This is a genomic window from Pseudomonas sp. MTM4 (genome assembly GCF_019355055.1).
Taxonomy (GTDB): domain Bacteria; phylum Pseudomonadota; class Gammaproteobacteria; order Pseudomonadales; family Pseudomonadaceae; genus Stutzerimonas.
This window is the reverse complement of sequence record NZ_CP048411.1, coordinates 1,483,777-1,508,055: the sequence shown is the minus strand read 5'-3', so window position 1 is coordinate 1,508,055 and position 24,279 is coordinate 1,483,777. Positions and strand designations below refer to the sequence as shown.

The following is a 24,279-nucleotide window of genomic DNA, read 5'->3' as shown; positions in this document are numbered from 1 at the left end:
CAGAATTACAGAATGCTCAGCGGATAAATGGCATACAGGCGCCATTCGTTGACGTCGTTCCAGGCGGGATTGTTAGTCCGCAGGATCGAGTTGCGTGCTCTAAGAGTCAAGTCCTTCGCCGCACCATTCTGGAAGGTATAGGAAACCTGGTTGAAGATCTCGCGCTCGGTCGCCTCGCCCTCGCCACCATAGAATGCCGCGTCGATGTTATCGCCGCGCAGGTAAGCGGTTTTCCAGGCCAGGCCGGGGATGCCATAGCCGCTGAAATCCAGCTCATAGCTGGCCTGCCAGGAACGCTCATCCTTGAAGTTGAAGTCCGACAGGAAAGAGTTCGCGACCCAGATACTACCGCCGCCGTCGCCTTCGTCGTACAGGTAGCCTGTGTCACCTGAAACGCGCTGGTGGGCAATAATAAAAGCGTGTGCCCCCACGGCATACTTAGTTGATAGGCTCCAGATGGTGTTGTCATCGGCATCCGCAACGATTTCAATATCATCTGTTTTGTAGTAGTTGAAATCGAAAGTCAGTGACTGATCTTCCGCCAGCGGCATCACGTAATTGATATTGGCGTACTTCTTGTCGTAAGTATCTTCGACGTCGGAGAAATACAGCGAGGTGCTTAGGTTGTCGGTGAAGGCATACGTGCCCCCGAAGACATCGAGGCTTTTCAGGCTTCTGTCATCACGAGCGGGCGAGCCCATCGGGCTGTCTGCTGTAAAACGGCCAGCGTTCAGCTCCAGTCCTTCGATTTCGGTGCTGGTAATCAACGTGCCCGTGAAGGCTTCGGGAAGTAGGCGGGAGTCGTCGGAGGCGATGACTGGCAAGCCGACGAACTGATTGCCGTACTTGACGGTAGTGTTGGAGAGACGGAGTTTTACAGCGGCGCCGGCTTCGGAGAGATCATCTGCCCAATCTCCAGTGGGGTCTAAATCAGTGGGGCCGCCAGGAAACATGTCACCCTGACCGCCATCGAGTCTAACGCCCAACAGGCCGTAGGCGTCGATGCCGAATCCGACCGTACCCTGGGTGAATCCTGACTCGAAAGTAGCTATGAAGCCTTGAGCCCAAGTGTTCCGGTCATCGTTGCCATTGTTATGATCACGGTTCCAATAGGTGTTTCGCAGCAACAGATCCAGGCTTGCATCTTCCACGAAACCTTTCGATTCCGACTGGGCACTGGCGAATGCCATTTGCGACGTACCGGCCGCCACGGCCATTGCGATAACGCTCCACTTCATCACTTGCATGAGTGATTGCTCCTTTGGTTCAAATTGGTGCTTGCTTTCCTGCTTGTGGCGGGAAAGAGGCATCTTATTTTCGGTATACAAGCTCAATTGCAGTCCTTGTTTACCTAGCTGGTCGAAACCTGCAACAACTCTGGGAATGTATTTCCGAGAATTATTGTGTAGCTGGGGAAACTAGCGACAGCAAGCTTACTCCAGCTTTTTACGTTTTTCTGCCCCCTCGCGTGGGGCTTTTTACCGCAAAGCAATAACCGTGCACAGAATGAAAAGCTGCCTCGTTGCAGGAAAACTGACTGCTGCGCGCCTCGGCCCGCTCTATAGCGGGGCTTTGTCGTCGGTGGCAGTCCCGAACTGGTGCGCTTTGCTCGGCTGCTGGCGCTGGAACGTTGGAGTATTCTTATCTGACGATCCGGTGCGGCTTCGCTGCTGCCGGTTCCCCATATGAACAGGAGTGCCGTTATGTTCGTTCTCGATTCACGCCTGGAGCAGGACACGCTGAATCTGGGTGATTTTCCGCTGTGTCGCTTGCTGCTGATGAACGATGCCAATTACCCCTGGTTCATTCTTGTGCCGCGCCGTGAGGAGGTCAGTGAGCTGTTTCAACTGGACGCGGCGGATCAGCAGGCGCTTTGGCGAGAGGCAACGGCGCTGGCTGAAACGCTGAAGGACACTTTCGGCGCAGACAAGATGAATGTCGCGACCTTGGGCAACGTGGTGAATCAGCTCCATATGCACGTGATCGCCCGGCGTCGGGGTGATGCCGCCTGGCCAGCGCCCGTCTGGGGTCACAAGCCGGCCAATCCTTATAGTGAGGTGCAGGTCGATGCGATAAGGCAGAAGCTGAAGCTGGTGCTCACTGACAATTTTCGTTTTGCGGAGTGACGTAATGGAGATGGAACAACGCATCACCGATCTCGAGGCGCGCCTGGCTTTTCAGGACGACACGATCCAAACCTTGAGTGATGTGCTGTTTGCGCAGCAGCGTACCGTCGAGCGGCTACAAGCGCAGCTGGGTGTGCTGGCCAGGCGGCAGGAAGACATGCAGAGCAGGATGGGGGGGGAGGAGGATGAAGCGCCTCCGCCGCATTATTGAAGGCTGCGGCGCAGGGTGGCAAACGCCAGCACTGTTGGTTCTGGCGTTCGACGTCGGTGGTCTGACTAGATTGCGACCACGTCTTCGGCCTGGAGACCTTTGTCGCGCATCATGACGGCGAATTCGACGCGTTGACCTTCTACCAGTACCCGGTGGCCTTCGCCTCGGATGGCTCTGAAGTGGACGAACACATCATCACCGCTATCGCGGGAGATAAAACCGAAACCTTTCGAGGTGTTGAACCATTTGACCGTGCCTGCTTCGCGCCCGGCGGTACTAGCAGCTGGCGCCGTGACGTTCTTGTGCTGGCTTCTGCGATGCGAGGATGGGCTGCGGTTGGTGGTACGTGCATTTACTGATTGCGTCGCAGCCAGTTGCAGCAGTACGGCGATGAAGGCGAGCACTAGGCTGGCCAGGGTTGCTGGTTGTCCCGCAATGGCAACGACGGGAAGCAACAGAATCGCAGCCTGGATCACAACCGCGATAATCAGCAGCACAGAAGCGCCGAGTAGAACAGGGCGGCTACGCCCGTGGCTGTTCGCCTGAGCGGATGCAAGCTGTACGTTCAGCAGACCTAGAAACAGCAGGCTCAATGCCTCGGGTTGTACCAGCAAGGGCATTGCCCCGGTAATACTGGGTACGAATGACAGCGTCAGGGCAACAACGCCCGTTAATACATGGATGATCTTAAGCATTCTTATGACTCACAGTTAAATAGCACGACAGAAAGCGGCAGGCTTGGGCGGAGGAAATTGAGTGGTATGCGATCGCCTTAATTGAATGCCCAAGCTGCGACGCGCGCGTATTTAACAGTAAAGGAAGGCGGTGCTCAAATGGCTTGCCCATCGAGGCATCGGGAAGGGGTTGGGGCGGGTGTCACGCCGTTAGCGGCGAGCTTCGTGTCATTTGCCAAGCGGAATGGCCGTGCTTCGACCATCCCGCTTGCAGCGGAGGTTGCGTCTCGTATCAGGCGGCAAGCAGGCTGCGCAGCATCCAGGCAGTCTTTTCATGAATCTGCATGCGCTGAGTCAGAAGGTCGGCGGTGGGCTCGTCACTGACTTTTTCCAGCAGCGGGAAGATGCCGCGCGCGGTACGGACGACGGCTTCTTGTCCTTCAACCAGCAACTTGATCATGTCTTCTGCGGATGGAATGCCCTCCTGCTCCTTGATCGAAGACAGCTTCGCGTAGGCGGCGTAGGTGCCGGGCGCGGGGAAGCCCAGGGCGCGGATACGCTCGGCGATATCGTCCACCGCAAGGGCCAGTTCGGTGTACTGCGTCTCGAACATGGTGTGCAGGGTGTTGAACATCGGCCCCGTCACGTTCCAGTGGAAGTTGTGCGTCTTCAGATAAAGCGTGTAGGTGTCGGCCAGCAGGCGGGACAAACCATCTGCAATGGCGGCGCGATCCTGTTCGGCAATACCAATATTAATTTCCATGGTTCTCTCCCTTTGGATGAATTGACTGACAGTTATGCCAGAAAACGACGGCTAACAGTGAGCGGCGCACTGACGCCGGTAACGGTCTGTTGGTTGGAAGGCGCCAGTAGGCGTTGGGTTCAATGCGGATTGGCTATTGCTTCGATGGGCAAGCGTTCAGAGTCGGCTGCGTTGAAACGATTATGCAGATATAATCCCGCGCTTGTGTCGGGCGGCCCGTCTGCCGTAAGGGTAGCCGCGTACTGATGTCTGCCGGCAGCTCTGGCTCTGTGCCGATGAGCGATCGATCCCAGGTGGAGCGCCATTTGGGCTCCGTCTGCCAGTCGCGAATCGAGCGACCCAACGAATTTCCAAGATACGAGAAGCGAACCCCACCATGATGCGCAGCCACTATTGCGGCCAGTTGAACGAAAGCCTGGACGGCCAGGAAATCACTCTTTGCGGTTGGGTCCATCGCCGCCGCGACCACGGCGGGGTCATCTTCCTCGACGTGCGTGATCGTGAAGGCATGGCCCAGGTGGTGTTCGATCCCGACCGCGCCGAGACGTTTGCAGCCGCCGACCGGGTACGCAGCGAATATGTGGTGAAAATCACCGGCAAGGTCCGCCTGCGCCCGGAAGGCGCACGCAACCCGAACATGGCCTCTGGTGCCATCGAAGTGTTGGGCTATGAGCTGGAAGTACTGAACGAGGCAGAAACCCCGCCGTTCCCGCTCAACGAATACAGCGACGTGGGCGAGGAAACCCGCCTGCGCTATCGCTTCATCGACCTGCGCCGCCCGGAAATGGCCGAGAAGCTTAAACTGCGCTCGAGCATCACAACCAGCATTCGTCGCTATCTGGATGAAAACGGCTTCCTCGATGTGGAAACGCCGATCCTGACCCGCGCCACCCCTGAAGGCGCCCGCGACTATCTGGTTCCCAGCCGCACCCATCCCGGCAGTTTCTTCGCCCTGCCGCAGTCGCCGCAGCTGTTCAAGCAGTTGCTGATGGTGGCCGGCTTCGATCGCTACTATCAGATCGCTAAGTGCTTCCGCGACGAAGACCTGCGGGCCGACCGTCAGCCGGAATTCACCCAGATCGACATCGAGACCAGCTTCCTCGATGAATCCGACATCATCGGCATCACCGAAGGCATGGTGCGCAAGCTATTCAAGGAAGTGCTGGGCGTCGAGTTCGGCGAGTTCCCGCATATGCCGTTCGAAGAAGCCATGCGCCGCTACGGTTCGGACAAGCCGGACCTGCGTATTCCGCTGGAACTGATCGATGTGGAAGACCAGCTCAAGGATGTCGAATTCAAAGTGTTCGCCGGCCCGGCCAACGATCCCAAGTGCCGTGTTGCCGCACTGCGCGTGCCGGGCGGTGCGAGCATGCCGCGCAAGCAGATCGACGACTACACCAAGTTCGTCGGCATCTACGGCGCCAAGGGCCTGGCTTACATCAAGATCAACGAGCGCGCCAAGGGTGTTGAAGGCCTGCAGTCGCCCATCGTCAAGAACATCCCCGAAGCCAACCTCAATGCGATCCTTGATCGAGTGGGTGCGGTCGATGGCGACATCGTCTTCTTCGGTGCCGACAAGGCCAAGATTGTTTCCGAAGCGCTGGGTGCGTTGCGCATCAAGCTGGGTCACGACCTGAACCTGCTGACTTGCGAATGGGCGCCGATGTGGGTGGTCGACTTCCCGATGTTCGAGGAAAACGACGACGGCTCGCTGTCGGCACTGCACCATCCTTTCACCGCGCCCAAGTGCAGCCCCGAAGAGTTGGAAGCCAATCCGGGAGCGGCGCTGTCGCGTGCCTACGACATGGTGCTCAACGGCACCGAGCTGGGTGGCGGTTCCATCCGTATCCACCGCAAGGACATGCAGCAGACCGTATTCCGTATCCTGGGTATCGACGAAGCGGAGCAGAACGAGAAGTTCGGCTTCCTGCTCGATGCGCTGAAATACGGCGCGCCGCCGCACGGTGGCCTGGCTTTCGGCCTTGATCGCCTAGTGATGCTGATGACTGGCGCGCAATCGATTCGTGAAGTAATCGCCTTCCCGAAAACCCAGAGCGCGGCGGACGTCATGACCCAGGCGCCGGGTGCGGTGGATGCCAAGGCGCTGCGCGAGTTGCACATTCGCCTGCGCGAGCAGCCTAAAGCCGAATAACCGCAGAGCCGGAGCCCAGGGAAACCTGGGCTTCTCCGTTTCAGCGAGAAGAAAGTTGATCGAAGAGGGAGGCAGTTATGGCTGGTCATTCCAAATGGGCCAACATCAAGCACCGCAAGGGGCGCCAGGACGCCAAGCGCGGCAAGATTTTCACCAAGCTCATTCGTGAGCTGACAGTTGCGGCCAAAAGTGGCGCAATTCCGGCGGATAACCCGCGCCTGCGCCTGGCGGTAGACAAGGCACTGGTCGCCAACATGTCGCGGGACGTGATCGACCGCGCCATCGCCCGCGGCGCCGGCAATAACGAGGCCGACAATGTCGTCGAACTGAGCTACGAAGGTTATGCGCCTAGTGGCGTGGCCATCATCGTCGAGGCCATGACCGACAACCGCAATCGCACCGCGGCCGAAGTGCGTCATGCCTTCAGCAAGCACGGCGGCAACCTTGGCACCGATGGCTCGGTTGCCTACATGTTCGATCGCAAAGGGCAGATCAGCTTTGCCGCGGGCGTGGACGAAGATGCGCTGATGGAAGCGGCGCTGGAAGCCGGTGCCGATGATGTGGAAATGGGCGAAGATGGCTCGGCGCTGGTCTCCACCAGCTTTGCCGATTTCCATGCCGTCAACGAGGTGCTGAGTGCGGCCGGCTTCAAGGGCGAGGAGGCGGAAATCGCCATGATCCCCTCGATTGCCGCGCCGCTCGCCGATCTGGAAACCGCGCAGAAGGTGTTGCGCCTGATCGATGCGCTGGAAGATCTGGACGATGTGCAGAACGTCTACCACAACGCCGAGATTTCCGACGAAATCATGGAGCAGTTGGAGTGATTGGGCACTGGTAAGAAGTCAGGAATCGAAGCTGAAAGCCGGGAGCGCCGTTTGCGTGTTTCCGGCTTCTTCATTTGTGCGCCTTGATGCGTGCGGTCTTCGGCATTGTTCCGGTAGCTCTCGCCGCGACTGTACCTTTATACTCGCGGCTGGATAAATAGACAGTACGGCGACCGCATGACGCTCATCCTCGGGATCGATCCCGGCTCTCGCATTACTGGCTACGGCGTGGTGCGCGATACCGGCCGCAGTTGTGAGTACGTGGCATCCGGTTGCATCCGCACCGGCAGTGGTGAGCTGTCCGCCCGGCTGCAGGCAGTATTCGCTGGCGTCAGCGAGGTGATCCGCCTTCATGGCCCGGTGACCATGGGTATCGAGCAGGTCTTCATGGCGCGCAACGCCGATTCTGCGCTCAAGCTCGGACAGGCCCGAGGCGCCGCGATAGTGGCTGCTGCCGAGCAGGGTCTGGAGATAGCCGAGTACACCGCCACCCAGGTCAAGCAGGCGATTGCCGGAACCGGTGGTGCCGACAAAGAGCAAGTGCAGATGATGGTGATGCACCTGCTGAAATTGGTGAAAAAACCACAGATCGATGCCTCAGACGCGCTAGCGATCGCCTTGTGCCATGCGCATCATCGGCAGAGTCTCATCCCGCACGGGCTGGCCGGTGCCAAGCGCAGGGCAGGGCGCTTGCGTTTGTAGTAGCTAGTGCTGGGTAGCAAAGACAATGGCTGACGGCGCTCCTTCAGTCGAGAGAGGAATGGATAACTGTGATTGGACGTTTGCGCGGAACCCTGGCGGAGAAACAGCCGCCGCATCTGATACTGGATGTGAATGGCGTCGGCTATGAAGTCGAGGTGCCGATGACGACGCTCTACCGCCTGCCTGCTGTCGGTGAGCCGGTAACGCTGCACACCCATCTGGTAGTGCGAGAGGACGCGCAACTGCTTTATGGCTTCGCCGAAAAGCGTGACCGCGAGCTGTTTCGCGAACTGATCCGGCTCAATGGCGTCGGCCCCAAGCTGGCGCTGGCATTGATGTCGGGCCTTGAAGTGGACGAACTGGTGCGCTGCGTGCAGGCTCAGGACACCTCCGCGCTGGTGAAGATTCCGGGCGTCGGCAAGAAGACGGCCGAGCGGCTGCTGGTGGAGTTGAAAGATCGCTTCAAAGCCTGGGAGAGCATGCCGTCCATCGCACCTCTGGTGGTGGAACCCCGCTCGAATATGGCAGTCTCAAGCGCCGAGAATGATGCGGTCAGCGCGCTGATTTCCCTTGGGTTCAAGCCGCAAGAGGCCAGTCGTGCCGTATCCGCCGTACAGGAAGACGATTTGAGTAGTGAAGATCTGATCCGCCGTGCCCTGAAGGGAATGGTGTAAGCGCATGATCGAAGCCGATCGTCTGATTACCGCCACTGGCCGCGACCGCGAAGAACAATTCGACCGTGCCATCCGCCCACTGAGTCTGGCCGAATACATCGGCCAGCCGGTCGTGCGCGAGCAGATGGATCTGTTTATCCGTGCGGCCCGCGGGCGCAGCGAGGCCCTTGATCACACCCTGATCTTCGGCCCGCCGGGCCTCGGCAAGACGACCCTGGCCAATATCATTGCGCAGGAGATGGGTGTCTCGATCAAGAGCACTTCCGGCCCCGTGCTGGAGCGGCCCGGTGATCTGGCCGCGCTGCTGACCAATCTGGAGCAGGGCGATGTGCTCTTCGTCGACGAGATTCATCGGTTGTCGCCCATCGTTGAAGAAGTGCTGTATCCGGCGATGGAAGATTTTCAGCTGGACATCATGATCGGCGAGGGGCCTGCGGCGCGCTCGATCAAGCTCGACCTGCCGCCCTTCACGTTGGTTGGCGCCACCACTCGTGCGGGCATGCTCACCAATCCGCTGCGTGATCGCTTCGGTATCGTGCAGCGGTTGGAGTTCTATTCCACGGCCGATCTGGCGACCATCGTCAGCCGTTCGGCCGGCATCCTTGGCCTGGCTATCGAGGCCGAAGGCGCTTTCGAAATTGCCCGGCGTGCTCGCGGCACTCCGCGTATCGCCAACCGCCTGCTGCGTCGGGTGCGGGATTTTGCTGAAGTTCGTGGAAATGGTGAGATTACCCGCCGTACAGCGGATCTCGCGCTGAACATGCTCGATGTGGACGAGCGCGGCTTGGATCATCAGGACCGACGGTTGCTGCTGACATTAATCGAGAAGTTCGATGGCGGGCCAGTGGGCATCGACAATCTGGCAGCCGCCATTAGCGAAGAGCGCCACACCATCGAAGACGTGCTCGAACCCTATCTGATCCAGCAGGGCTACATCATGCGTACGCCGCGCGGGCGCGTGGTCACCCGGCATGCCTATCTGCATTTCGGCCTGAACCTGCCGAAACGCCTGGGCGATTCGCCAGTAGCGGACCTGTTCGACGGCGACACAAAGTGAAGAAAATATTCTTGTCCCACCCGATTGGAATTTACGGGGCCTGGCTCTAGTATGCGCGCGGAATCGGATGCTCAACCCTTCACTCATCGGTGTCGGGTGTACTACGAAGATACCGATGCCGGCGGCATCGTTTATTACGTCAATTACCTCAAGTTCATGGAGCGGGCCCGCACCGAGCGGTTGCGCAACCTGGGTTTCGCCCAGTCGCAGCTGGCGGGCGAAGACCTGCTTTTCGTCGTGCATTCGAGCGAAGCGCGTTATCACGCGCCGGCGCGGCTGGACGACGAGTTACTGGTAACTGCCGAGGTTGTAAAAATAAAGCGCGCCAGCCTGCATTTCAGGCAGCAGGTACGACGCGCCAAGGATAATTTGCTGCTCTGTGAAGGGCAGTTTCTGGTCGCCTGTGTGCGTACCGAGAGTTTGAAACCCCGACCTATTCCCGAAGCGTTGCGCTCAGCCTTCGCCGGGTCGGGTCTACCCCCTGCAGGAGATTAAGCGTGGAACCCAACGTCGATCATATGTCCATGTGGAGCTTGATCAGCAACGCCAGCTTTGTGGTTCAGCTGGTCATGCTGATCCTGGTGGCGGCCTCGGTGATGTCCTGGATCATCATCTTCCAGCGCGGCAACATGCTGCGTGCCGCCAAGCGCTCGCTGGACACCTTCGAGGAACGTTTCTGGTCCGGTATCGACCTTTCCAAACTGTACCGCCAGGCTGGCAGTAATCCTGATCCTGATTCGGGTGTCGAGCAGATCTTCCGCGCCGGCTTCAAGGAGTTTTCCCGCCTGCGCCAGCAGCAGGGTGTGGATCCCGATGCCGTGATGGATGCGGTGAACCGGGCTATGCGCGTCGCCATTTCCCGCGAAGAAGAAAAGCTCGATCAGAGTTTGCCGTTCCTCGCGACCGTTGGCTCTACCAGTCCTTACATCGGTCTGTTCGGTACCGTCTGGGGCATCATGAATTCGTTCCGCGGGCTGGCGCAGGTGCAGCAGGCGACTCTCGCCACTGTCGCGCCCGGCATCGCCGAGGCATTGATCGCTACTGCGATCGGCCTGTTCGCCGCAATTCCTGCGGTCATCGCATACAACCGTTTCTCCGCGCGTGGCGAGATGCTCATCGGTCGTTACTACACCTTCGCCGATGAGTTCCAGGCGATTCTCCATCGCAAAGTTCACACCACCGAAGATTGAGGCCCCCAGGCCATGGCCAGAATTCGTAACAGACGCAAACCTGTCGCCGAGATGAACGTGGTGCCTTACATCGACGTGATGCTGGTGCTGCTGGTCATCTTCATGGTGACCGCGCCGATGCTCAATCAGGGTGTAAAGGTCGATCTGCCCAAGGTCAGCAGCGAAGTCCTGCCTCAGGATAACGATGCTCAAGTACTGACCATTTCGATCAAGGCGGACAAGACTTACTTCTGGAACATCGGGAGCGAAGTGGACACCGAAACCGTCCAGGATCAGGCCCTGACACTGGATGAGATGACCAAGGCGGTCACCGCAATCATGAACCAGAACCGTAGCCAGGGTAAGCAGGTTCAGGTGTTCGTGCGCGGCGACAAGGCGGTGGACTACGGTTCGGTGATGTCTGCCATGGGCGGGCTGCAGGAAGCGGGTGTCGGTAACGTCGGCTTGATCACCGAGGCGCCTTAATGCAACAGCCGGAACGTTCACGCTCGGAGAGCTACTACTGGCCCACCATTCTGGCGGTCGGTCTACACATCGTTATTTTCGGAATGCTCTTCGTCAGCTTCGCCATGACGCCGGAGCTGCCGCCATCCAAGCCCATCGTTCAGGCGACCTTGTACCAGCTCAAATCTCAGAGCCAAGCTACGACTCAGACGAATCAGAAGATTGCGGGTGAGGCTCAGAAAACGGCGGCCAAGCAGTACGAAGCCGAGCAGCTGGAACAGCGCAAGGCCGAGCAGCAGAAACAGGCCGCCGCCAAGGCAGCGGAACAAAAGAAGGCGGACGAGGCTCGAAAGGCCGAAGCAGCGAAGGCTGACGCGGCAAAGAAGTCCGCGGAGACGAAAAAAGCCGAAGAAGCCAAGAAACTAGCCGAACAGAAAAAACAGGCGGATATCGCCAAGAAGAAAGCGGCTGACGAGGCGGCCAAGAAAAAGGCTGCCGAAGAAGCCAAGAAGAAAGCTGCTGCCGAGGCCGCGAAAAAGAAAGCGGCAGAGGACGCAAAGAAAAAGGCGGCAGCTGAGGCTGCGAAGAAAAAGGCCGCCGAAGAAGCCAAGAAGAAAGCAGCAGCCGAGGCTGCCCGCAAGGCTGCCGAGGACAAGAAGGCGCAAGCTCTTGCCGAACTGTTGTCTGAAGACACGGAGCGGCAGCAGGCCATGGCTGACACTCAAGGCGATCAGGTAGCTGGTAACTTCGATGACCTGATTCGTATGCGTGCGGCAGAGGGCTGGACCCGACCGCCATCGGCCCGGAACAACATGTCGGTAACGCTCCGGGTCAACATGCTGCCGGATGGCACCATCACCGCTGCAACCGTTTCGCGTTCGAGTGGCGATGCGCCGTTCGATAATTCGGCGGTCGCAGCAGTAAAGAATATTGGTCGGCTGACCGAAATGCAGGGGCTCACTGCCCAGGAATTTCAGCCGTATCGCTCGTTCACGATGACATTTACGCCTGAGGATCTAGCGTTGTGATCAATTACCTTCGAGGTTTTATCGTCTTTTTCCTGTTCGTGATGGGCAGTGCCGTGGCGCAGGAGAAGAACATTGTCGTCACCAGCGGTACCGATCGTGCGATTCCGATCGCGGTTGTGCCGTTCGGTTGGCAGGGCGGCACTGTGCTGCCGGAAGACATGGCAGAAATCATCGGCAATGACATGCGCAATACCGGTATTTTCCAGCCGATTCCCAAGCAGAACATGATCAGTCTGCCGACGCGCGGTAGCGAAATCATTTTCCGTGACTGGAAGGCATTGGGTGCCCAGTACGTGATGGTCGGCAACATCGAGCCTTCGGCCGGCAAACTGCAGATCCGCTACGAGGTGTTCAATGTGACCACCGAACAGCAGGTCATGACGGGCACCGTGGGTGGTGGTCAGGATCAGCTGCGGGATATGGCGCATTTCGCAGCTGACCAGGCGTTTGAAAAGCTGACGGGCATCAAGGGCGCGTTCTCCACGCGCTTGCTCTACGTTACTGCTGAACGTCTCGGCGGCACCAATACGCGTTACACGCTGCAGCGTTCCGACTACGACGGTGCGCGCGCCGTGACCCTGCTGCAATCCCGTGAGCCGATTCTGTCACCGCGCTATTCGCCGGATGGCCGTCGCATCGCCTATGTTTCTTTTGAACAGAAACGTCCACGTATTTTCATGCAGCACATCGACACGGGGCGTCGCGAGCAGATTACCAATTTCGAAGGGCTCAACGGTGCGCCAGCATTCTCGCCGGACGGCAATCGCCTGGCATTCGTGCTGTCGAAGGATGGCAATCCGGAAATCTACGTGATGGATCTTGGGTCGCGTCAGTTGCAGCGACTCACCAATCATTACGCAATTGACACGGAGCCTTTCTGGGGCGCCGACGGTCAGACTATCTACTTCACCTCGGATCGTGCGGGCAAGCCACAGATCTACAAGCAGCGTCTGGGTAGCAATAATGCCGAACGAGTCACTTTCGTTGGCAACTACAACGCAAACCCGAAACTATCGGCAGATGAAAAGACGCTGGTGATGATTCATCGCCAGGAGGGCTATACCAATTTCAAGGTGGCGGCACAGGACCTGCAGCGCGGCAATTTACGGCTACTCTCAGATACGAGTTTAGATGAGTCGCCCACTGTTGCGCCTAATGGCACCATGCTAATCTACGCGACCCGCCAGCAGGGCCGGGGAGTCTTGATGCTCGTATCAATCAATGGTCGAGTTAGGCTCCCGCTTCCTACTGCTCAAGGCGAAGTCCGTGAGCCATCGTGGTCCCCTTACCTGAACTGATGCGGTATCAACGCTTTACCTAACCAAAAACACAACTGGGGTTGTTACACATGGAAATGCTGAAATTCGGTAAGTTCGCTGCGCTGACTCTGGCTATGGCCGTAGCTGTTGGTTGTTCGTCCAAGGGTGGCGACGACTCTGGCGAAGGTTCCTCCGCCATTGATCCGAACGCTGGCTACGGCGCTGACAGCGGTGCTGTCGACGGCAGCATGGGTGGCGAAGAAGCCGCTCTGCGCGCTATCACTACTTTCTACTTCGAATACGACAGCTCGGACCTGAAGCCGGAAGCTATGCGCGCTCTGGACGTTCATGCCAAGGATCTGAAGTCCGCTGGCAACCGTGTCGTTCTGGAAGGCCACACCGACGAGCGCGGCACTCGCGAGTACAACATGGCTCTGGGCGAGCGTCGTTCGAAGGCCGTTCAGCGTTACCTGGTTCTGCAGGGCGTATCTCCCGCTCAGCTGGAACTGGTTTCCTACGGTGAAGAGCGTCCGGTTGCCATGGGCAACGACGAGCAGTCGTGGGCTCAGAACCGTCGCGTTGAGCTGCGTAAGTAATAAGTCATGCTCAAGCACCGTTACGCTCTGACGCTTATTGCGCTTGGTTTGCCTCTTTTTGCGGCGGCTCAAGTCCCAGTGGTCGAATATGACTCGCAAACCCAAAGCGGTGTGCCTGAGTCGGGTTATTCCACCGGGGCAGATACTAGCGGTGCCTATGTCGGAGGCGGAGCATCGGCTCCGTCTTCGGCGCAGGGCATGCTTTTCGTTCAGTTGCAGCAGATGCAAGAAGAAATCGCGCAACTGCGCGGCATGCTGGAAGTGCAACAGAACGAGATCCAGCGCCTGAAACAGGAAGGGCTGGAGCGTTATCAGGATTTGGATAGTCGTTTGTCGAACGCCGCATCAGGCGGTTTGGCCAACCAGAATTCGTCAGCCGCGGGCAGCAGTAATGCCGGTGGTTCAGTGCAAGGGCCCGTGAATGCCTCTGGGCAAGATCAGGCGAGCAATCAATCGGTTGATCCTGAAAAGGAAAAGCTGTACTACGACGCAGCCTTCGATCTGATCAAGGCGAAGGATTTCAATAAGGCTAGCCAGGCTTTTTCCGCCTTCTTGCGTAAATATCCCCAAAGCCCTTATGCCGGTAATGCACAGTACTGGCTGGGCGAGGTCAATCTCGCCAAGGGAGATTTGCAGGGGGCCGGCCAGGCATTCGCGAAGGTCAGTCAGGCGTATCCTCAGCACAACAAGGTTCCTGACTCGCTGTACAAGCTTGCGGATGTCGAGGTGCGGCTGGGTAATCGTGACAAGGCTGACGGGATTCTTCGTCAGGTCATTGCTGACTACCCGAACAGCTCGGCTGCGCAGTTGGCTCAGCGCCAACTGAATCGATAAGCCGATACGTTGGCATCAGTTAACAAAAACCCGCCCATTGAGCGGGTTTTTTCGTTAGAATCGCTGCCCTTTTCCCGCAACGGAGGCGGATGGCCTGTTTAGCCGTCACGCCCGTGGCTGATATGCAAAATACCCTGCGAATTTCCGAGATTTTCTACTCGTTGCAGGGGGAGACCCGTACCAGTGGCCTGCCTACTGTGTTCGTCCGCCTGACCGGCTGCCCCCTGCGCTGTCATTACTGCGATACCGCCTACGCTTTCAGTGGCGGCGAGATCATGCCGCTCGAAGCAATTCTTGAGCGGGTTGCGTCCTATAAGCCCCGCTACGTCTGTGTCACGGGCGGCGAACCGCTGGCTCAACCGAACTGTCTGCCGCTGCTACGCGAGCTTTGCGACGCGGGCTATGAAGTTTCTCTGGAGACAAGTGGTGCGCTGGATATTTCCGGTACCGACACGCGAGTAAGCCGGGTCGTTGATCTGAAGACGCCAGCGTCAGGCGAGATGGGCCGCAATCTGTACGCGAACATTGGTCAGCTGACGCAAAACGATCAGATCAAGTTCGTAATTTGTTCACGCGAAGATTACGACTGGGCTGTATCCAAGCTTATTGAGTACCGGCTGGATGCTCGTGCTGGTGAGGTGCTGTTTTCGCCTGGCCATCGGCAAGTCGATGCCAGAGCGTTGGCTGACTGGATCGTCAGCGACAATCTTCCGGTGCGTTTGCAGCTTCAACTGCACAAAATTCTCTGGAACGATGCGCCCGGCCATTAATGTACGCCGGAGCGGCTTTGATCCTGGAGCCGAAGTTCTCACAGGTAAACCTAATGACTGACAAGAAAGCCGTAATCCTCCTTTCGGGCGGGCTCGATTCTGCGACCGTTGTCGCGATGGCCAAAGCGCAAGGTTACGCTTGCTACACCATGAGCTTCGATTATGGTCAGCGTCACCGTGCGGAGCTGCAGGCTGCCGAGCGGGTTGCTCGCCAATTGGGCGTGGTGGAACACAACGTCATCGGCATGAATCTCGATGGCATAGGGGGCTCGGCACTCACCGACAGTAGCATCGAGGTGCCGGAGGCGTCGGAGGAAGGTATACCGGTAACCTACGTGCCGGCACGCAACACCGTGTTTCTCTCCTTGGCGTTGGGCTGGGCGGAGGTGCTCGGCGCTCAGGATATTTTCATTGGAGTCAATGCCGTCGACTACTCCGGTTATCCAGATTGCCGTCCAGAATTCATCGATGCCTTCGAGCGCATGGCCAATCTTGCGACCAAGGCTGGCGTGGAGGGGCAGGGCTTTACCATTCGTGCTCCCTTGCAGAACTTGAGCAAGGCGGAGATCGTCCAGGCTGGTGCCCGTCTGGGTGTTGATTATGCGATGACCGTCTCATGCTATCAGGCCGACAATGATGGGCGTGCTTGTGGAAAGTGCGACAGCTGCCGTTTGCGAGCCGCAGGTTTTGAGCAGGCCGGCCTTTCGGATCCGACTCGCTACCGTTAATTTCTTCCAAAAAAACTTTGATTTAATCAATCAAATCAGTATCATGCGCCCCGCATTGGGTCGTTAGCTCAGTTGGTAGAGCAGTTGGCTTTTAACCAATTGGTCGTAGGTTCGAATCCTACACGACCCACCATATTCTCCTTAGGGAGCCGAAAAGCCGGAGACCGCTAGGTCATCCGGCTTTTTTATGTTCGCAATTCACAGCAGTCAAAACGGGTTATTTCCTTCGGTTATAAAAGGCGTTTTTCACTACGACCTTGGTCTGTGACTCAGCCGAGATTAAACGTAATAGACTGCGACCTCCCGATTGTCCGTTGGTTTGAGGCTCAAATGTATTCTGATCGCATCCGCTTGTCCTCCCTGCAGAGCAAGGTCATGAGCGCCGAAAAGGCCGCTACTCTTATTCAAGACGGCATGACCGTCGGCATGAGCGGCTTTACCCGTGCGGGTGAGGCTAAAGCTGTGCCTTTGGCGTTGATCGATCGCGCCAAGGACGAAAAGCTGAAGATCAGTCTCATCACAGGCGCCAGCCTCGGTAACGACCTAGATGGAAAAATGGCTGCAGCCGGTTTGTTGGCTCGCCGTGGACCGTTCCAGGCGGATGCCGTCCTGCGCAAGGCGATCAACCTGGGCGAGGTCATGTTCATAGACCAGCATCTCTCCCACACCGTCGAGCAGATGCGCAACAACCAAATCAAGCGTCCGGACGTGACCATCATCGAGGCCGTAAGCATCACTGAGCAGGGTCACATCGTCCCGACTACCTCAGTAGGTAACTCCGCCAATCTGGCGGTGTTCGCCGACAAGATCATTGTCGAGCTGAACCTTGCGCATAACCTGAATCTGGAAGGTCTGCACGACATCTATTTCCCGGGTGAGCGTCCGAACCGTGGTCCGATCCCGCTGACCAAGGTCGACGATCGTATCGGCACTGCCGCCATTCCGGTCGACCCGGCCAAGATCGCCGCTATCGTCATTACCGAGCAGCCGGATTCTTATTCCACCGTCACGCCAGCAGACGAAGAAACCCAGGCCATCGCCAATCACCTGATCGAATTCTTCAAGAAAGAAGTCGATGAAGGCCGCATGGCGAAGAACCTTGGTCCGATGCAGGTGGGTATCGGTAACATCGCCAATGCCGTTGTATGTGGTCTGATCGACTCGCCGTTCGAAGATCTGGTGATGTACTCCGAAGTGCTGCAGGACTGCACCTTCGAATTGATCGATGCTGGCAAGATGAAGTTCGCTTCCGGTTGCTCCATTACCCTGTCCGAGCGCTGCAACGATCGCGTATTCGGCAACCTGGAGAAGTACAAGGACAAGCTGGTGCTGCGTCCGCAGGAAATCTCCAACCATCCGGAGCTGGTGCGTCGTCTGGGTATCGTTGGAATCAACACCGCTCTGGAGTTCGACATCTACGGCAACGTCAACTCGACGCATGTCGGCGGTACCAAGATGATGAATGGCATCGGTGGTTCCGGTGACTTCGCGCGTAACGCTCACATGGCCATCTTCGTGACCAAGTCGATCGCCAAGGGCGGCAACATTTCCAGTGTTGTGCCGATGGTTGCGCATGTCGACCACACCGAACACGACGTGGAAATTCTCGTCACCGAGCAAGGCCTGGCGGATCTGCGTGGCCTGGCGCCCCGCGAACGGGCCCGTGTGATCATAGATAACTGCGTCCATCCTTCGTACCGTGATGCGCTGAACAATTACTTCGAAGGCGCATGCGACAAGGGCGGCCAGACTCCACATATGTTGCGCGAAGCCATGAACTGGCACATCAATTTGGAAGAACGCGGTCATATGCTCAAAGACAAGTGATCGATAACCGCCGGCAAATGCCGGCGGTTTTCATTTGGGTGAGCCTAAACACCCTTCGTTTGCCCCCTCGCTTTCCCTTTTGCAGACGCTTCAGCTAGTATTCCTGCCCCTTGAGCGGGCAGGGAGCGGCGGACTGCACCTCGCACTGTCTTCCTCTTTCGCCTCGTCCGATTCGAACAGGCTGGCCGGGTATACTCGGCGCTTCATGCAATAACGCGCTTTTGCAGGACCGCGAATATGACGCAGATACCCGAACGCATTCTTGTGCAGGCTCACCTGGCAGCCAAACAACCCCAGCCGCTGTCGCCCGAGCAGGAAGCGCAATTGCGCGACGATATCGCTGTCGAGTTGAAGCGCCAGAATGCGGTGCTCGTGGCGCATTACTATACCGACCCGGTGATCCAGTCGCTCGCCGAGGAAACCGGAGGCTGTGTTTCCGATTCGCTGGAGATGGCCCGCTTCGGCAACGAACACTCGGCGCAGACCGTGGTGGTCGCGGGCGTCAAGTTCATGGGTGAGACGGCGAAGATCCTCAATCCTGAAAAGCGGGTGCTGATGCCGACATTGGACGCCACCTGCTCGCTGGACCTCGGTTGCCCGGTGGAAGAGTTTTCGGCTTTTTGTGATCAGCATCCAGAGCGCACTGTCGTGGTCTATGCCAATACTTCGGCGGCTGTGAAGGCTCGGGCCGACTGGGTAGTTACCTCGAGTTGTGCGCTGGAAATCGTCGAAAGCCTGATGGACAACGGCGAGAAGATCATCTGGGCTCCAGACAAACATCTCGGCAGCTATGTGCAGCGTGAAACCGGAGCCGACATGCTGCTTTGGGATGGGGCTTGCATCGTCCACGAAGAATTCAAGGCGAAGCAGCTGGAGGATATGAAGGCGCTGTATCCGGACGCTGCCGTTCTGGTTCACCCTGAATCACCTGAATCGGTGATCGCTCTGGCGGATGCCGTTGGGTCCACCAGTCAGCTGATCAAGGCGGCCCAGACGCTGACGAATCCAACTTTCATCGTTGCCACCGACCGCGGCATCTTTTACAAGATGCAACAGCTTTGTCCTGATAAGGCGTTCATCGAGGCGCCGACGGCGGGTAGCGGAGCCGCCTGCCGTAGCTGCGCGCATTGCCCGTGGATGGCGATGAACACGCTCGAGCGTACACTGCATTGCCTGCGCACCGGCAGCAATGAGATATTCGTCGATCCAGCCTTAGTTCCGCGGGCGGTCAAGCCGCTCAAGCGCATGCTGGATTTCACTCAGGCTGCGCGTATCAAGCAGGCTGGCAACGCCTGACATCATTGTCGTCGAGGGAGGTGCTGCACGCTCAGCGCAGCATCTCCTCAATCATTCGCTTCTCTTCGATCAGCTGTTTCTGCCGAGCGTCGATACGTGCGGCTGTTTGAAAATTGCTCGATCGGCGTTTAGCGAGATCCAGTTGCTCGATAGCCTGATCGTAATCTCCGACCAGGGCGAAGAACTCAGCTCGGCCCTGGTGCAGCCCCAGTATGTTTCCGGTGAGTCCGCGGATCTCCGAAACCTGATACCAAATGTCCGGGTCCTTGGGGCGTGCTTCGACCAGCTTGTCCAGCTCTCGCTCGGCCTCTTGCAGCTTGTCTTCCTTTATCAGCAGATCGATATGCGCTTGGCGTACCGGGTAACTGCTGGGGTAGAGATCGAGCAGGGTCTGGGTTCGCTCGCGTGCCGCGGCCAGTCGGTTGGCGGTGATATCCAACTCGATCTGCGCCAGGTTGTAGCTGACTTCATCCGGCGACTCCGTCAGTAACGGTTGCAGGCTGGCGGCGGCGTCCGAGAGTTGGCCGCTCTTGATCTGAGCCAGCGCCAGGCCGTAGCGAGCAGCATCCAGGCTTTCGTCTTCATTGAGCATGGCTCGGAAGCGCTTAGCGCTGAGGCCGGGTGTGCTTTCGAATTTAAGGTCGACTCTTGCACGCATCAGCTGATATCGCAGGCTGTCTTGCACTCCTCCAGCCGGAAACTGTTCGGCGCGGTTTTTGGTATCGGCGATGCGCGATTCCGTGACCGGGTGGGTCAGGAGGAATTCGGGCGGTTTCTGGTCGTAGCGATACTGGCGCATCAGACGACCGAACATCTGCGGCATGGCGCGAGGGTCGTAACCTGCTCGTTCGAGATTGACGATGCCGATGCGATCGGCTTCCTGTTCGTTCTGTCGGGAGAAGCGTCGTTGTGCCTGGATTGCCGCGGCCTGAGTCGAAACAATCGCGGCGATGCCTGCGTCACCCGCGCCGGCTGCGGCCGCTACGACCCCCGCGAGCATCGCCGCCATCAGCGGCAGCTGCATGCGCTTCTGCGCCTCCAGGCCGCGTGCGAAGTGGCGTTGGGACAGATGCGCTAGTTCGTGCGCCAGTACCGAGGCGTATTCGGCTTCAGTCTGGGCATGAAGAAACAGGCCGCCATTGACTCCGATGATTCCGCCCGGCGCGGCAAACGCGTTCAGCTGCGGACTTTCGAGCAGTACGAACTCCAGACGGCGGTCTTGCAGCTGGCTGGTCTCGGCCAGGCGATAGACGCTGCGTTCCAGATAGTCTTTCAGCAGCGGGTCGGACAATTGCGGAACCTGTCCGCGAAGCAGGCTGAGCCAGGCCCGGCCCAGATGGTACTCCTGTTCTGGCGAGACGATACCTGAGCTGGAATCGCCGAGAGAGGGCAGATCATTGGCCATGACCGGCTGCGCAATCAGGCATGCCAGTGTCAGCAGGGTGGGGCGCAGCAATTTCATCCAGACTGGCTCATGAAGGCAGGAGCGTTACTGTAGCCTTGTGCCAGGGTGGCTGGCCAGGGGCGGGCGCGGGTCGGTATCCTGCGCTCCTTTCGAGGAGATGAACATGACCCAACAGACCGTGCCTGTCACCTGCGATGCCGAGCTGGATGCGGTCGGGCTGGAATGCCCGATGCCGCTGCTCAAGGCTAAACTTGAACTCAACCGACTAGCCAGCGGGCAGGTACTGAAGGTTACCGCGACCGATCCGGGCTCGCAGCGAGATTTTCGTAGTTTCGCCAGATTGTCCGGCCACGCTCTGTTACGGGAAGAGGCGGATGAAGGGCTCTATCGCTACTGGCTGCGTAAGGCTGAGGGCTGAAGGCTCTAAGGGAAACATATGCTCAAGGTGTTGCGCAGCTGGGCCCATCGCTATTTCTCTGATGAGGAAGCGGTGGTCTTGGCTGTACTGTTGGTGGTTGCCTTTGCTGCGGTGCTAACGCTGGGCGAAATGCTTGCGCCAGTCCTTGCCGGCCTGGTGCTCGCCTACCTGATGCAGGGTTTGGTCGGCGCGCTGGAGCGCATCAGGATTCCCCACCTCGTGGCGGTCTGGCTAGTATTTTTGATGTTCGTCGGCGCGCTCACGGTTTGCATGCTGTTTCTTGTGCCTTTGGTCTGGCAGCAGGTGCTAACCCTGTTCAACGAGCTGCCACGGATGCTTGTGGAATGGCAGTCCTTGTTGCTGCTTCTGCCCGAGCGCTACCCGCAATTGCTCACCGAAGAGCAGGTGCTGCGTGGCATCGATTTCATGCGTGGCGAGGTAGGCCGCTACGGCCAGGTGGTGCTGACGTCGTCGTTGTCCAGCCTGCCATTGTTGTTAAGCCTGATGATCTATCTGATCCTGGTGCCGATTCTTGTGTTCTTCTTTCTCAAGGATCGCCAGCAGATAAGCGACTGGTTGAGCGGCTACCTGCCGCGTGAGCGTGCGCTGATTACGCAGGTGTCTCAGGAAATGAACGTGCAGATCGCCAATTACATTCGGGGCAAGGCGATCGAGATCCTGATCTGCGGCGTGGTGTCGTATGCGGTGTTCGCGGCGCTGGAACTCAACTATGCCGCGCTGCTGGCGCTGCTGGTGGGAGTCTCGGTTGTGGTGCCTTATATCGGTGCGACCGTGGTGACCATTCCCATCGCCCTGATTGGCTTATTCCAGTGGGGGTTGGGTGACCAGTTCATCTACTTGATGGTGGCCTACGCGATCATTCAGGCGTTGGATGGCAATGTCCTTGTGCCTTTGCTGTTCTCCGAAGCGGTGAACCTGCACCCGGTGGCCATTATCTGCTCGGTGCTGTTATTCGGCGGTCTCTGGGGATTCTGGGGAGTATTTTTCGCGATCCCCCTGGCTACCTTGTTCAAGGCGGTGCTATACGCTTGGCCGCGCAGGCCACCCACGGTCCCGGTGGTGGAGGTCGGCTAGAACGAGAAAGGCCGGTGCTACCGGCCTTCGCTTATTGTCGATGCAGTGCTTGAGCGGCCTGCAAAACGGCTTCGACATGTCCGTGAACCTTCACGCCTCGCCACTCCTGGCGAAGGATGCCGTCGCGGTCGATCAAGAAGGTGCTGCGGTCTACGCCCATGTATTCCTTGCCATAGAGCTTCTTCAGCTTGATGACATCGAACAGCTGGCAGAGCTCCTCAGTCTTGTCGCAAATGAGCTCGAAAGGAAACGCCTGCTTGGCCTTGAAGTTCTCGTGTGTCCGCAGGCTGTCCCGCGAAACGCCGAAGATTAGTGTGTTGGCTTCGCTGAACTCCGGCTGCAGGTCGCGGAAACCCTGGCCCTGAGTGGTGCAGCCTGGCGTGTTGTCCTTGGGATAAAAGTAGAGCACCACCTGCTTGCCCTTCAGCGTGTCGAGGCTGACCAGGGTGTCGCTAGTGGCTTGGGCCTGGAAGGGCGGAACGGGCTGGTCGATTGCTACGGCCATCACTTGTTTCCTTATCAGGGGTTTTGCGGGCGCCAGGGCTCTATCAGAGCGTCAAGATTCAGTGCGTCGGCAAAATCCAGAAATTGATCACGCAGCCAGCTGATCTGCGTACCTGCCGGTAGCGTGACGGTCAGCGTCGCGTTGAGCATGGTGCCGCCGGTCTGGGGCGCCTGGTACGTGTCGCAGGTAAGATTTTCCAGTTCGACGCGGTGGTCGATGAAGAACTGGCACAGCTCATTGAGTATGTCCGGACGGTATACCGAGCTGACATAGGCTACGTATGGCAACGCTTGCGGGCGGGTTTCCGATGGTTCGCTGCGCACTACATTGGTGGTGAAGTCGTGCTTCTTGGCCAGGCTCGGTAGCGCCGTCTCCATGCGAGCGAGGGCATCCCAGGTCCCGGTGATCTCCAGGACCAGCGCACAGCATTCGCCATGACGGGTCAGACGTGTACTGACTACGGCGCAGCGATTCTCGTTGCTCGCTCTGCAAAGCACGTTGGTGAGCGCCATAGGGTTGCGGCCCATGGCGCTGATGACGAGAAACTGTTCTCGAGGTACTGAGGGGGTGGACATGCAGGTTCCTGGCGAAGATGAATCGGACGGCCAGCCAAGCCGAAAATGGCTAAGGTTAGCGAAAAGCACCGCCCGAGGGAATGCGTGTGCGGTGTGAGCCCGAAAAGCGCAACGCTGGCGTTCGGTCGTTCCGACGGTGGGATGTAACCAGCGTACTCGCAAAGCGCTCAGGAGCCTTGTACCATTACGCCTCTCTTTTTCCGGCAGGAGTGGTTGCATGATCTCAGGCAGTATGGTGGCGCTCGTCACTCCCATGGACGCGCATGGCGGTCTTGATTGGGACAGCCTGAGCAAACTGGTGGACTTCCATCTTCAGGAAGGCACCAATGCGATCGTTGCGGTGGGTACCACTGGCGAGTCGGCGACGCTAGAAGTGCCCGAGCATATCGAGGTAATCCGCCGGGTGGTGGATCAAGTCAACGGTCGCATTCCGGTGATTGCTGGCACCGGTGCCAACTCCACTCGCGAAGCCGTCGAGCTGACTGAAAATGCCAAGGCAGCCGGAGCGGATGCCTGCCTGCTGGTCACGCCCTACTACAACAAGCCGACCCAGGAAGGCATGTACCTGCACTTCCGCCACATCGCCGAAGCCGTGGCGATTCCACAGATCCTCTACAACGTGCCCGGGCGTACCGCCTGCGACATGCTGCCGGAAACCGTCGAGCGTCTGTCCAAGGTGCCGAACATCATCGGAATCAAGGAGGCGACCGGCGACCTCAAGCGTGGGCAGGAAGTGCTCGATCGTGTCGGCAAGGACTTTCTTGTCTACTCCGGAGACGATGCCACCGCCGTTGAGCTGATGCTGATGGGTGGCAAAGGCAATATTTCCGTCACGGCGAACGTCGCGCCCCGCGCCATGAGCGAGCTATGCGCTGCCGCCATTGCCGGTGATGCGGAGAAGGCGCGTGCCATCAACGCATTGCTGATGCCGCTGCATCAGACGCTGTTCATCGAGGCCAATCCGATTCCGGTGAAATGGGCGCTACACGAAATGGGCCTGATGTCGGACGGTATTCGCTTGCCGCTGACCTGGCTCAGCCAGCGTTGCCAGGAGCCGCTTCGCGACGCCATGCGTCAGTCCGGTGTACTGGCCTGAACGGTATCCGGTGTACTGATCTAATAATGA

26 protein-coding genes, 1 tRNA gene and 2 pseudogenes are annotated in these 24,279 nt (G+C 58.3%); 22 read left to right on the top strand and 7 right to left on the bottom strand.

Features of this window, described 5'->3' with window-relative positions:
• Positions 1-5 precede the first annotated feature (5 nt).
• The gene (locus GYM54_RS06740; protein ID WP_131650194.1) at positions 6-1,247 is read right to left on the bottom strand and encodes an OprD family porin; all 1,242 of its coding nucleotides are present in this window, start codon (positions 1,245-1,247) and stop codon (positions 6-8) included.
• A 456-nt stretch (positions 1,248-1,703) separates the two neighbouring features.
• Between GYM54_RS06740 and GYM54_RS06735 the strand changes: the two genes are divergently transcribed.
• Both GYM54_RS06735 and GYM54_RS06730 read left to right on the top strand, forming a co-directional pair.
• The gene (locus GYM54_RS06735; RefSeq protein ID WP_131650195.1) at positions 1,704-2,126 is read left to right on the top strand and encodes an HIT domain-containing protein; all 423 of its coding nucleotides are present in this window, start codon (positions 1,704-1,706) and stop codon (positions 2,124-2,126) included.
• Positions 2,127-2,130: 4 nt separating this feature from the next.
• Positions 2,131-2,337 (top strand): SlyX family protein, encoded by a 207-nt coding sequence (locus tag GYM54_RS06730; protein ID WP_131650196.1) that lies wholly within the window; start codon positions 2,131-2,133, stop codon positions 2,335-2,337.
• A gap of 65 nt (positions 2,338-2,402) precedes the next feature.
• Here the strand turns inward: GYM54_RS06730 and GYM54_RS21995 are convergent.
• The 3 genes and pseudogenes from GYM54_RS21995 to GYM54_RS06720 form a co-directional block, all read right to left on the bottom strand.
• Positions 2,403-2,609: pseudogene (locus GYM54_RS21995) on the bottom strand (cold-shock protein); the annotation flags it as partial.
• Positions 2,610-2,765: 156 nt separating this feature from the next.
• Positions 2,766-3,032 (bottom strand): annotated as a pseudogene (locus tag GYM54_RS21990) (cold shock domain-containing protein membrane protein); the annotation flags it as partial.
• 271 nt (positions 3,033-3,303) lie between these two features.
• Positions 3,304-3,774, bottom strand: a complete 471-nt coding sequence (locus GYM54_RS06720) for a Dps family protein (RefSeq protein ID WP_181101012.1) — start codon at positions 3,772-3,774, stop codon at positions 3,304-3,306.
• Positions 3,775-4,150: 376 nt separating this feature from the next.
• On the opposite strand from GYM54_RS06720, the gene aspS reads away from it, so the two are divergent.
• The 17 genes from aspS (at position 4,151) to nadA (ending at position 19,155) form a co-directional block, all read left to right on the top strand.
• Positions 4,151-5,926, top strand: a complete 1,776-nt coding sequence (gene aspS / locus GYM54_RS06715) for an aspartate--tRNA ligase (RefSeq protein ID WP_197445992.1) — start codon at positions 4,151-4,153, stop codon at positions 5,924-5,926.
• Between the two features lie 77 nt (positions 5,927-6,003).
• Positions 6,004-6,750, top strand: coding sequence for a YebC/PmpR family DNA-binding transcriptional regulator (locus GYM54_RS06710; RefSeq protein WP_197445993.1), 747 nt, complete (start codon positions 6,004-6,006; stop codon positions 6,748-6,750).
• Positions 6,751-6,927: 177 nt separating this feature from the next.
• Complete coding sequence (ruvC, locus tag GYM54_RS06705; RefSeq protein ID WP_197445994.1) at positions 6,928-7,452, top strand: crossover junction endodeoxyribonuclease RuvC; 525 nt, start codon at positions 6,928-6,930, stop codon at positions 7,450-7,452.
• Positions 7,453-7,520: 68 nt separating this feature from the next.
• A complete protein-coding gene (ruvA, locus tag GYM54_RS06700; protein WP_197445995.1) occupies positions 7,521-8,126 on the top strand; it encodes a Holliday junction branch migration protein RuvA in 606 nt (201 codons plus the stop codon).
• A 4-nt stretch (positions 8,127-8,130) separates the two neighbouring features.
• Positions 8,131-9,183 (top strand): Holliday junction branch migration DNA helicase RuvB, encoded by a 1,053-nt coding sequence (gene ruvB, locus GYM54_RS06695; RefSeq protein WP_131650203.1) that lies wholly within the window; start codon positions 8,131-8,133, stop codon positions 9,181-9,183.
• Between the two features lie 51 nt (positions 9,184-9,234).
• Positions 9,235-9,678, top strand: coding sequence for a tol-pal system-associated acyl-CoA thioesterase (gene ybgC / locus GYM54_RS06690; RefSeq protein ID WP_131650204.1), 444 nt, complete (start codon positions 9,235-9,237; stop codon positions 9,676-9,678).
• 2 nt (positions 9,679-9,680) lie between these two features.
• The gene (gene tolQ / locus GYM54_RS06685) at positions 9,681-10,373 is read left to right on the top strand and encodes a protein TolQ (protein WP_131650205.1); all 693 of its coding nucleotides are present in this window, start codon (positions 9,681-9,683) and stop codon (positions 10,371-10,373) included.
• Between the two features lie 12 nt (positions 10,374-10,385).
• A complete protein-coding gene (gene tolR, locus GYM54_RS06680; protein ID WP_131650206.1) occupies positions 10,386-10,838 on the top strand; it encodes a protein TolR in 453 nt (150 codons plus the stop codon).
• On the top strand, positions 10,838-11,845 hold the full coding sequence (tolA, locus tag GYM54_RS06675) for a cell envelope integrity protein TolA (RefSeq protein WP_197445996.1): 1,008 nt from the start codon (positions 10,838-10,840) through the stop codon (positions 11,843-11,845). The genes tolR and tolA overlap by 1 nt, the downstream gene beginning before the upstream one ends.
• 41 nt (positions 11,846-11,886) lie before the next feature.
• Complete coding sequence (tolB, locus tag GYM54_RS06670; RefSeq protein ID WP_218568023.1) at positions 11,887-13,143, top strand: Tol-Pal system beta propeller repeat protein TolB; 1,257 nt, start codon at positions 11,887-11,889, stop codon at positions 13,141-13,143.
• A gap of 50 nt (positions 13,144-13,193) precedes the next feature.
• Positions 13,194-13,700: a peptidoglycan-associated lipoprotein Pal gene (pal, locus tag GYM54_RS06665; protein ID WP_131650209.1), complete on the top strand. Its 507-nt coding sequence runs from the start codon at positions 13,194-13,196 to the stop codon at positions 13,698-13,700.
• A gap of 6 nt (positions 13,701-13,706) precedes the next feature.
• On the top strand, positions 13,707-14,534 hold the full coding sequence (gene ybgF, locus GYM54_RS06660) for a tol-pal system protein YbgF (protein WP_197445997.1): 828 nt from the start codon (positions 13,707-13,709) through the stop codon (positions 14,532-14,534).
• Between the two features lie 122 nt (positions 14,535-14,656).
• Entirely contained in the window at positions 14,657-15,304 is a 648-nt protein-coding gene (queE, locus tag GYM54_RS06655; RefSeq protein ID WP_197445998.1) for a 7-carboxy-7-deazaguanine synthase QueE, read from the top strand.
• A 53-nt stretch (positions 15,305-15,357) separates the two neighbouring features.
• Positions 15,358-16,032 carry a 7-cyano-7-deazaguanine synthase QueC gene (queC, locus tag GYM54_RS06650; RefSeq protein ID WP_197446003.1) on the top strand — a complete coding sequence of 225 codons (675 nt, stop codon included), beginning with the start codon at positions 15,358-15,360 and terminating at the stop codon, positions 16,030-16,032.
• Positions 16,033-16,089: 57 nt separating this feature from the next.
• Positions 16,090-16,165: transfer RNA gene (locus tag GYM54_RS06645), tRNA-Lys, on the top strand.
• Between the two features lie 197 nt (positions 16,166-16,362).
• Entirely contained in the window at positions 16,363-17,859 is a 1,497-nt protein-coding gene (locus GYM54_RS06640) for an acetyl-CoA hydrolase/transferase family protein (protein ID WP_181101033.1), read from the top strand.
• A gap of 237 nt (positions 17,860-18,096) precedes the next feature.
• Positions 18,097-19,155, top strand: coding sequence for a quinolinate synthase NadA (gene nadA / locus GYM54_RS06635; RefSeq protein WP_131650214.1), 1,059 nt, complete (start codon positions 18,097-18,099; stop codon positions 19,153-19,155).
• 31 nt (positions 19,156-19,186) lie between these two features.
• On the opposite strand, the gene GYM54_RS06630 is transcribed toward nadA, so the two are convergent.
• Entirely contained in the window at positions 19,187-20,617 is a 1,431-nt protein-coding gene (locus GYM54_RS06630) for a M48 family metalloprotease (RefSeq protein WP_197445999.1), read from the bottom strand.
• 106 nt (positions 20,618-20,723) lie between these two features.
• On the opposite strand from GYM54_RS06630, the gene GYM54_RS06625 reads away from it, so the two are divergent.
• Positions 20,724-20,978 (top strand): sulfurtransferase TusA family protein, encoded by a 255-nt coding sequence (locus GYM54_RS06625; protein WP_131650216.1) that lies wholly within the window; start codon positions 20,724-20,726, stop codon positions 20,976-20,978.
• An 18-nt stretch (positions 20,979-20,996) separates the two neighbouring features.
• A complete protein-coding gene (locus tag GYM54_RS06620; RefSeq protein ID WP_131650217.1) occupies positions 20,997-22,073 on the top strand; it encodes an AI-2E family transporter in 1,077 nt (358 codons plus the stop codon).
• A 31-nt stretch (positions 22,074-22,104) separates the two neighbouring features.
• Here the strand turns inward: GYM54_RS06620 and GYM54_RS06615 are convergent, their stop codons facing one another.
• Positions 22,105-22,578, bottom strand: coding sequence for a peroxiredoxin (locus tag GYM54_RS06615; protein WP_181101037.1), 474 nt, complete (start codon positions 22,576-22,578; stop codon positions 22,105-22,107).
• A 14-nt stretch (positions 22,579-22,592) separates the two neighbouring features.
• The gene (locus tag GYM54_RS06610) at positions 22,593-23,153 is read right to left on the bottom strand and encodes a glycine cleavage system protein R (protein ID WP_131650219.1); all 561 of its coding nucleotides are present in this window, start codon (positions 23,151-23,153) and stop codon (positions 22,593-22,595) included.
• A 217-nt stretch (positions 23,154-23,370) separates the two neighbouring features.
• On the opposite strand from GYM54_RS06610, the gene dapA reads away from it, so the two are divergent.
• Complete coding sequence (gene dapA / locus GYM54_RS06605; protein WP_131650220.1) at positions 23,371-24,249, top strand: 4-hydroxy-tetrahydrodipicolinate synthase; 879 nt, start codon at positions 23,371-23,373, stop codon at positions 24,247-24,249.
• The last annotated feature ends 30 nt before the right edge of the window (positions 24,250-24,279 follow it).

What these genes read in the sequence shown, in the direction of transcription:
- GYM54_RS06740 (WP_131650194.1), bottom strand. Translation starts at nt 1,247, where the DNA reads ATGCAAGTGATGAAGTGGAGCGTTATCGCAATGGCCGTGGCGGCCGGT.
- GYM54_RS06735 (WP_131650195.1), top strand. Translation starts at nt 1,704, where the DNA reads ATGTTCGTTCTCGATTCACGCCTGGAGCAGGACACGCTGAATCTGGGT.
- GYM54_RS06730 (WP_131650196.1), top strand. Translation starts at nt 2,131, where the DNA reads ATGGAGATGGAACAACGCATCACCGATCTCGAGGCGCGCCTGGCTTTT.
- GYM54_RS06720 (WP_181101012.1), bottom strand. Translation starts at nt 3,774, where the DNA reads ATGGAAATTAATATTGGTATTGCCGAACAGGATCGCGCCGCCATTGCA.
- aspS (WP_197445992.1), top strand. Translation starts at nt 4,151, where the DNA reads ATGATGCGCAGCCACTATTGCGGCCAGTTGAACGAAAGCCTGGACGGC.
- GYM54_RS06710 (WP_197445993.1), top strand. Translation starts at nt 6,004, where the DNA reads ATGGCTGGTCATTCCAAATGGGCCAACATCAAGCACCGCAAGGGGCGC.
- ruvC (WP_197445994.1), top strand. Translation starts at nt 6,928, where the DNA reads ATGACGCTCATCCTCGGGATCGATCCCGGCTCTCGCATTACTGGCTAC.
- ruvB (WP_131650203.1), top strand. Translation starts at nt 8,131, where the DNA reads ATGATCGAAGCCGATCGTCTGATTACCGCCACTGGCCGCGACCGCGAA.
- ybgC (WP_131650204.1), top strand. Translation starts at nt 9,235, where the DNA reads ATGCGCGCGGAATCGGATGCTCAACCCTTCACTCATCGGTGTCGGGTG.
- tolR (WP_131650206.1), top strand. Translation starts at nt 10,386, where the DNA reads ATGGCCAGAATTCGTAACAGACGCAAACCTGTCGCCGAGATGAACGTG.
- tolA (WP_197445996.1), top strand. Translation starts at nt 10,838, where the DNA reads ATGCAACAGCCGGAACGTTCACGCTCGGAGAGCTACTACTGGCCCACC.
- tolB (WP_218568023.1), top strand. Translation starts at nt 11,887, where the DNA reads ATGGGCAGTGCCGTGGCGCAGGAGAAGAACATTGTCGTCACCAGCGGT.
- pal (WP_131650209.1), top strand. Translation starts at nt 13,194, where the DNA reads ATGGAAATGCTGAAATTCGGTAAGTTCGCTGCGCTGACTCTGGCTATG.
- ybgF (WP_197445997.1), top strand. Translation starts at nt 13,707, where the DNA reads ATGCTCAAGCACCGTTACGCTCTGACGCTTATTGCGCTTGGTTTGCCT.
- queE (WP_197445998.1), top strand. Translation starts at nt 14,657, where the DNA reads ATGCAAAATACCCTGCGAATTTCCGAGATTTTCTACTCGTTGCAGGGG.
- queC (WP_197446003.1), top strand. Translation starts at nt 15,358, where the DNA reads ATGACTGACAAGAAAGCCGTAATCCTCCTTTCGGGCGGGCTCGATTCT.
- GYM54_RS06640 (WP_181101033.1), top strand. Translation starts at nt 16,363, where the DNA reads ATGTATTCTGATCGCATCCGCTTGTCCTCCCTGCAGAGCAAGGTCATG.
- nadA (WP_131650214.1), top strand. Translation starts at nt 18,097, where the DNA reads ATGACGCAGATACCCGAACGCATTCTTGTGCAGGCTCACCTGGCAGCC.
- GYM54_RS06630 (WP_197445999.1), bottom strand. Translation starts at nt 20,617, where the DNA reads ATGAAATTGCTGCGCCCCACCCTGCTGACACTGGCATGCCTGATTGCG.
- GYM54_RS06625 (WP_131650216.1), top strand. Translation starts at nt 20,724, where the DNA reads ATGACCCAACAGACCGTGCCTGTCACCTGCGATGCCGAGCTGGATGCG.
- GYM54_RS06620 (WP_131650217.1), top strand. Translation starts at nt 20,997, where the DNA reads ATGCTCAAGGTGTTGCGCAGCTGGGCCCATCGCTATTTCTCTGATGAG.
- GYM54_RS06615 (WP_181101037.1), bottom strand. Translation starts at nt 22,578, where the DNA reads ATGGCCGTAGCAATCGACCAGCCCGTTCCGCCCTTCCAGGCCCAAGCC.
- GYM54_RS06610 (WP_131650219.1), bottom strand. Translation starts at nt 23,153, where the DNA reads ATGTCCACCCCCTCAGTACCTCGAGAACAGTTTCTCGTCATCAGCGCC.
- dapA (WP_131650220.1), top strand. Translation starts at nt 23,371, where the DNA reads ATGATCTCAGGCAGTATGGTGGCGCTCGTCACTCCCATGGACGCGCAT.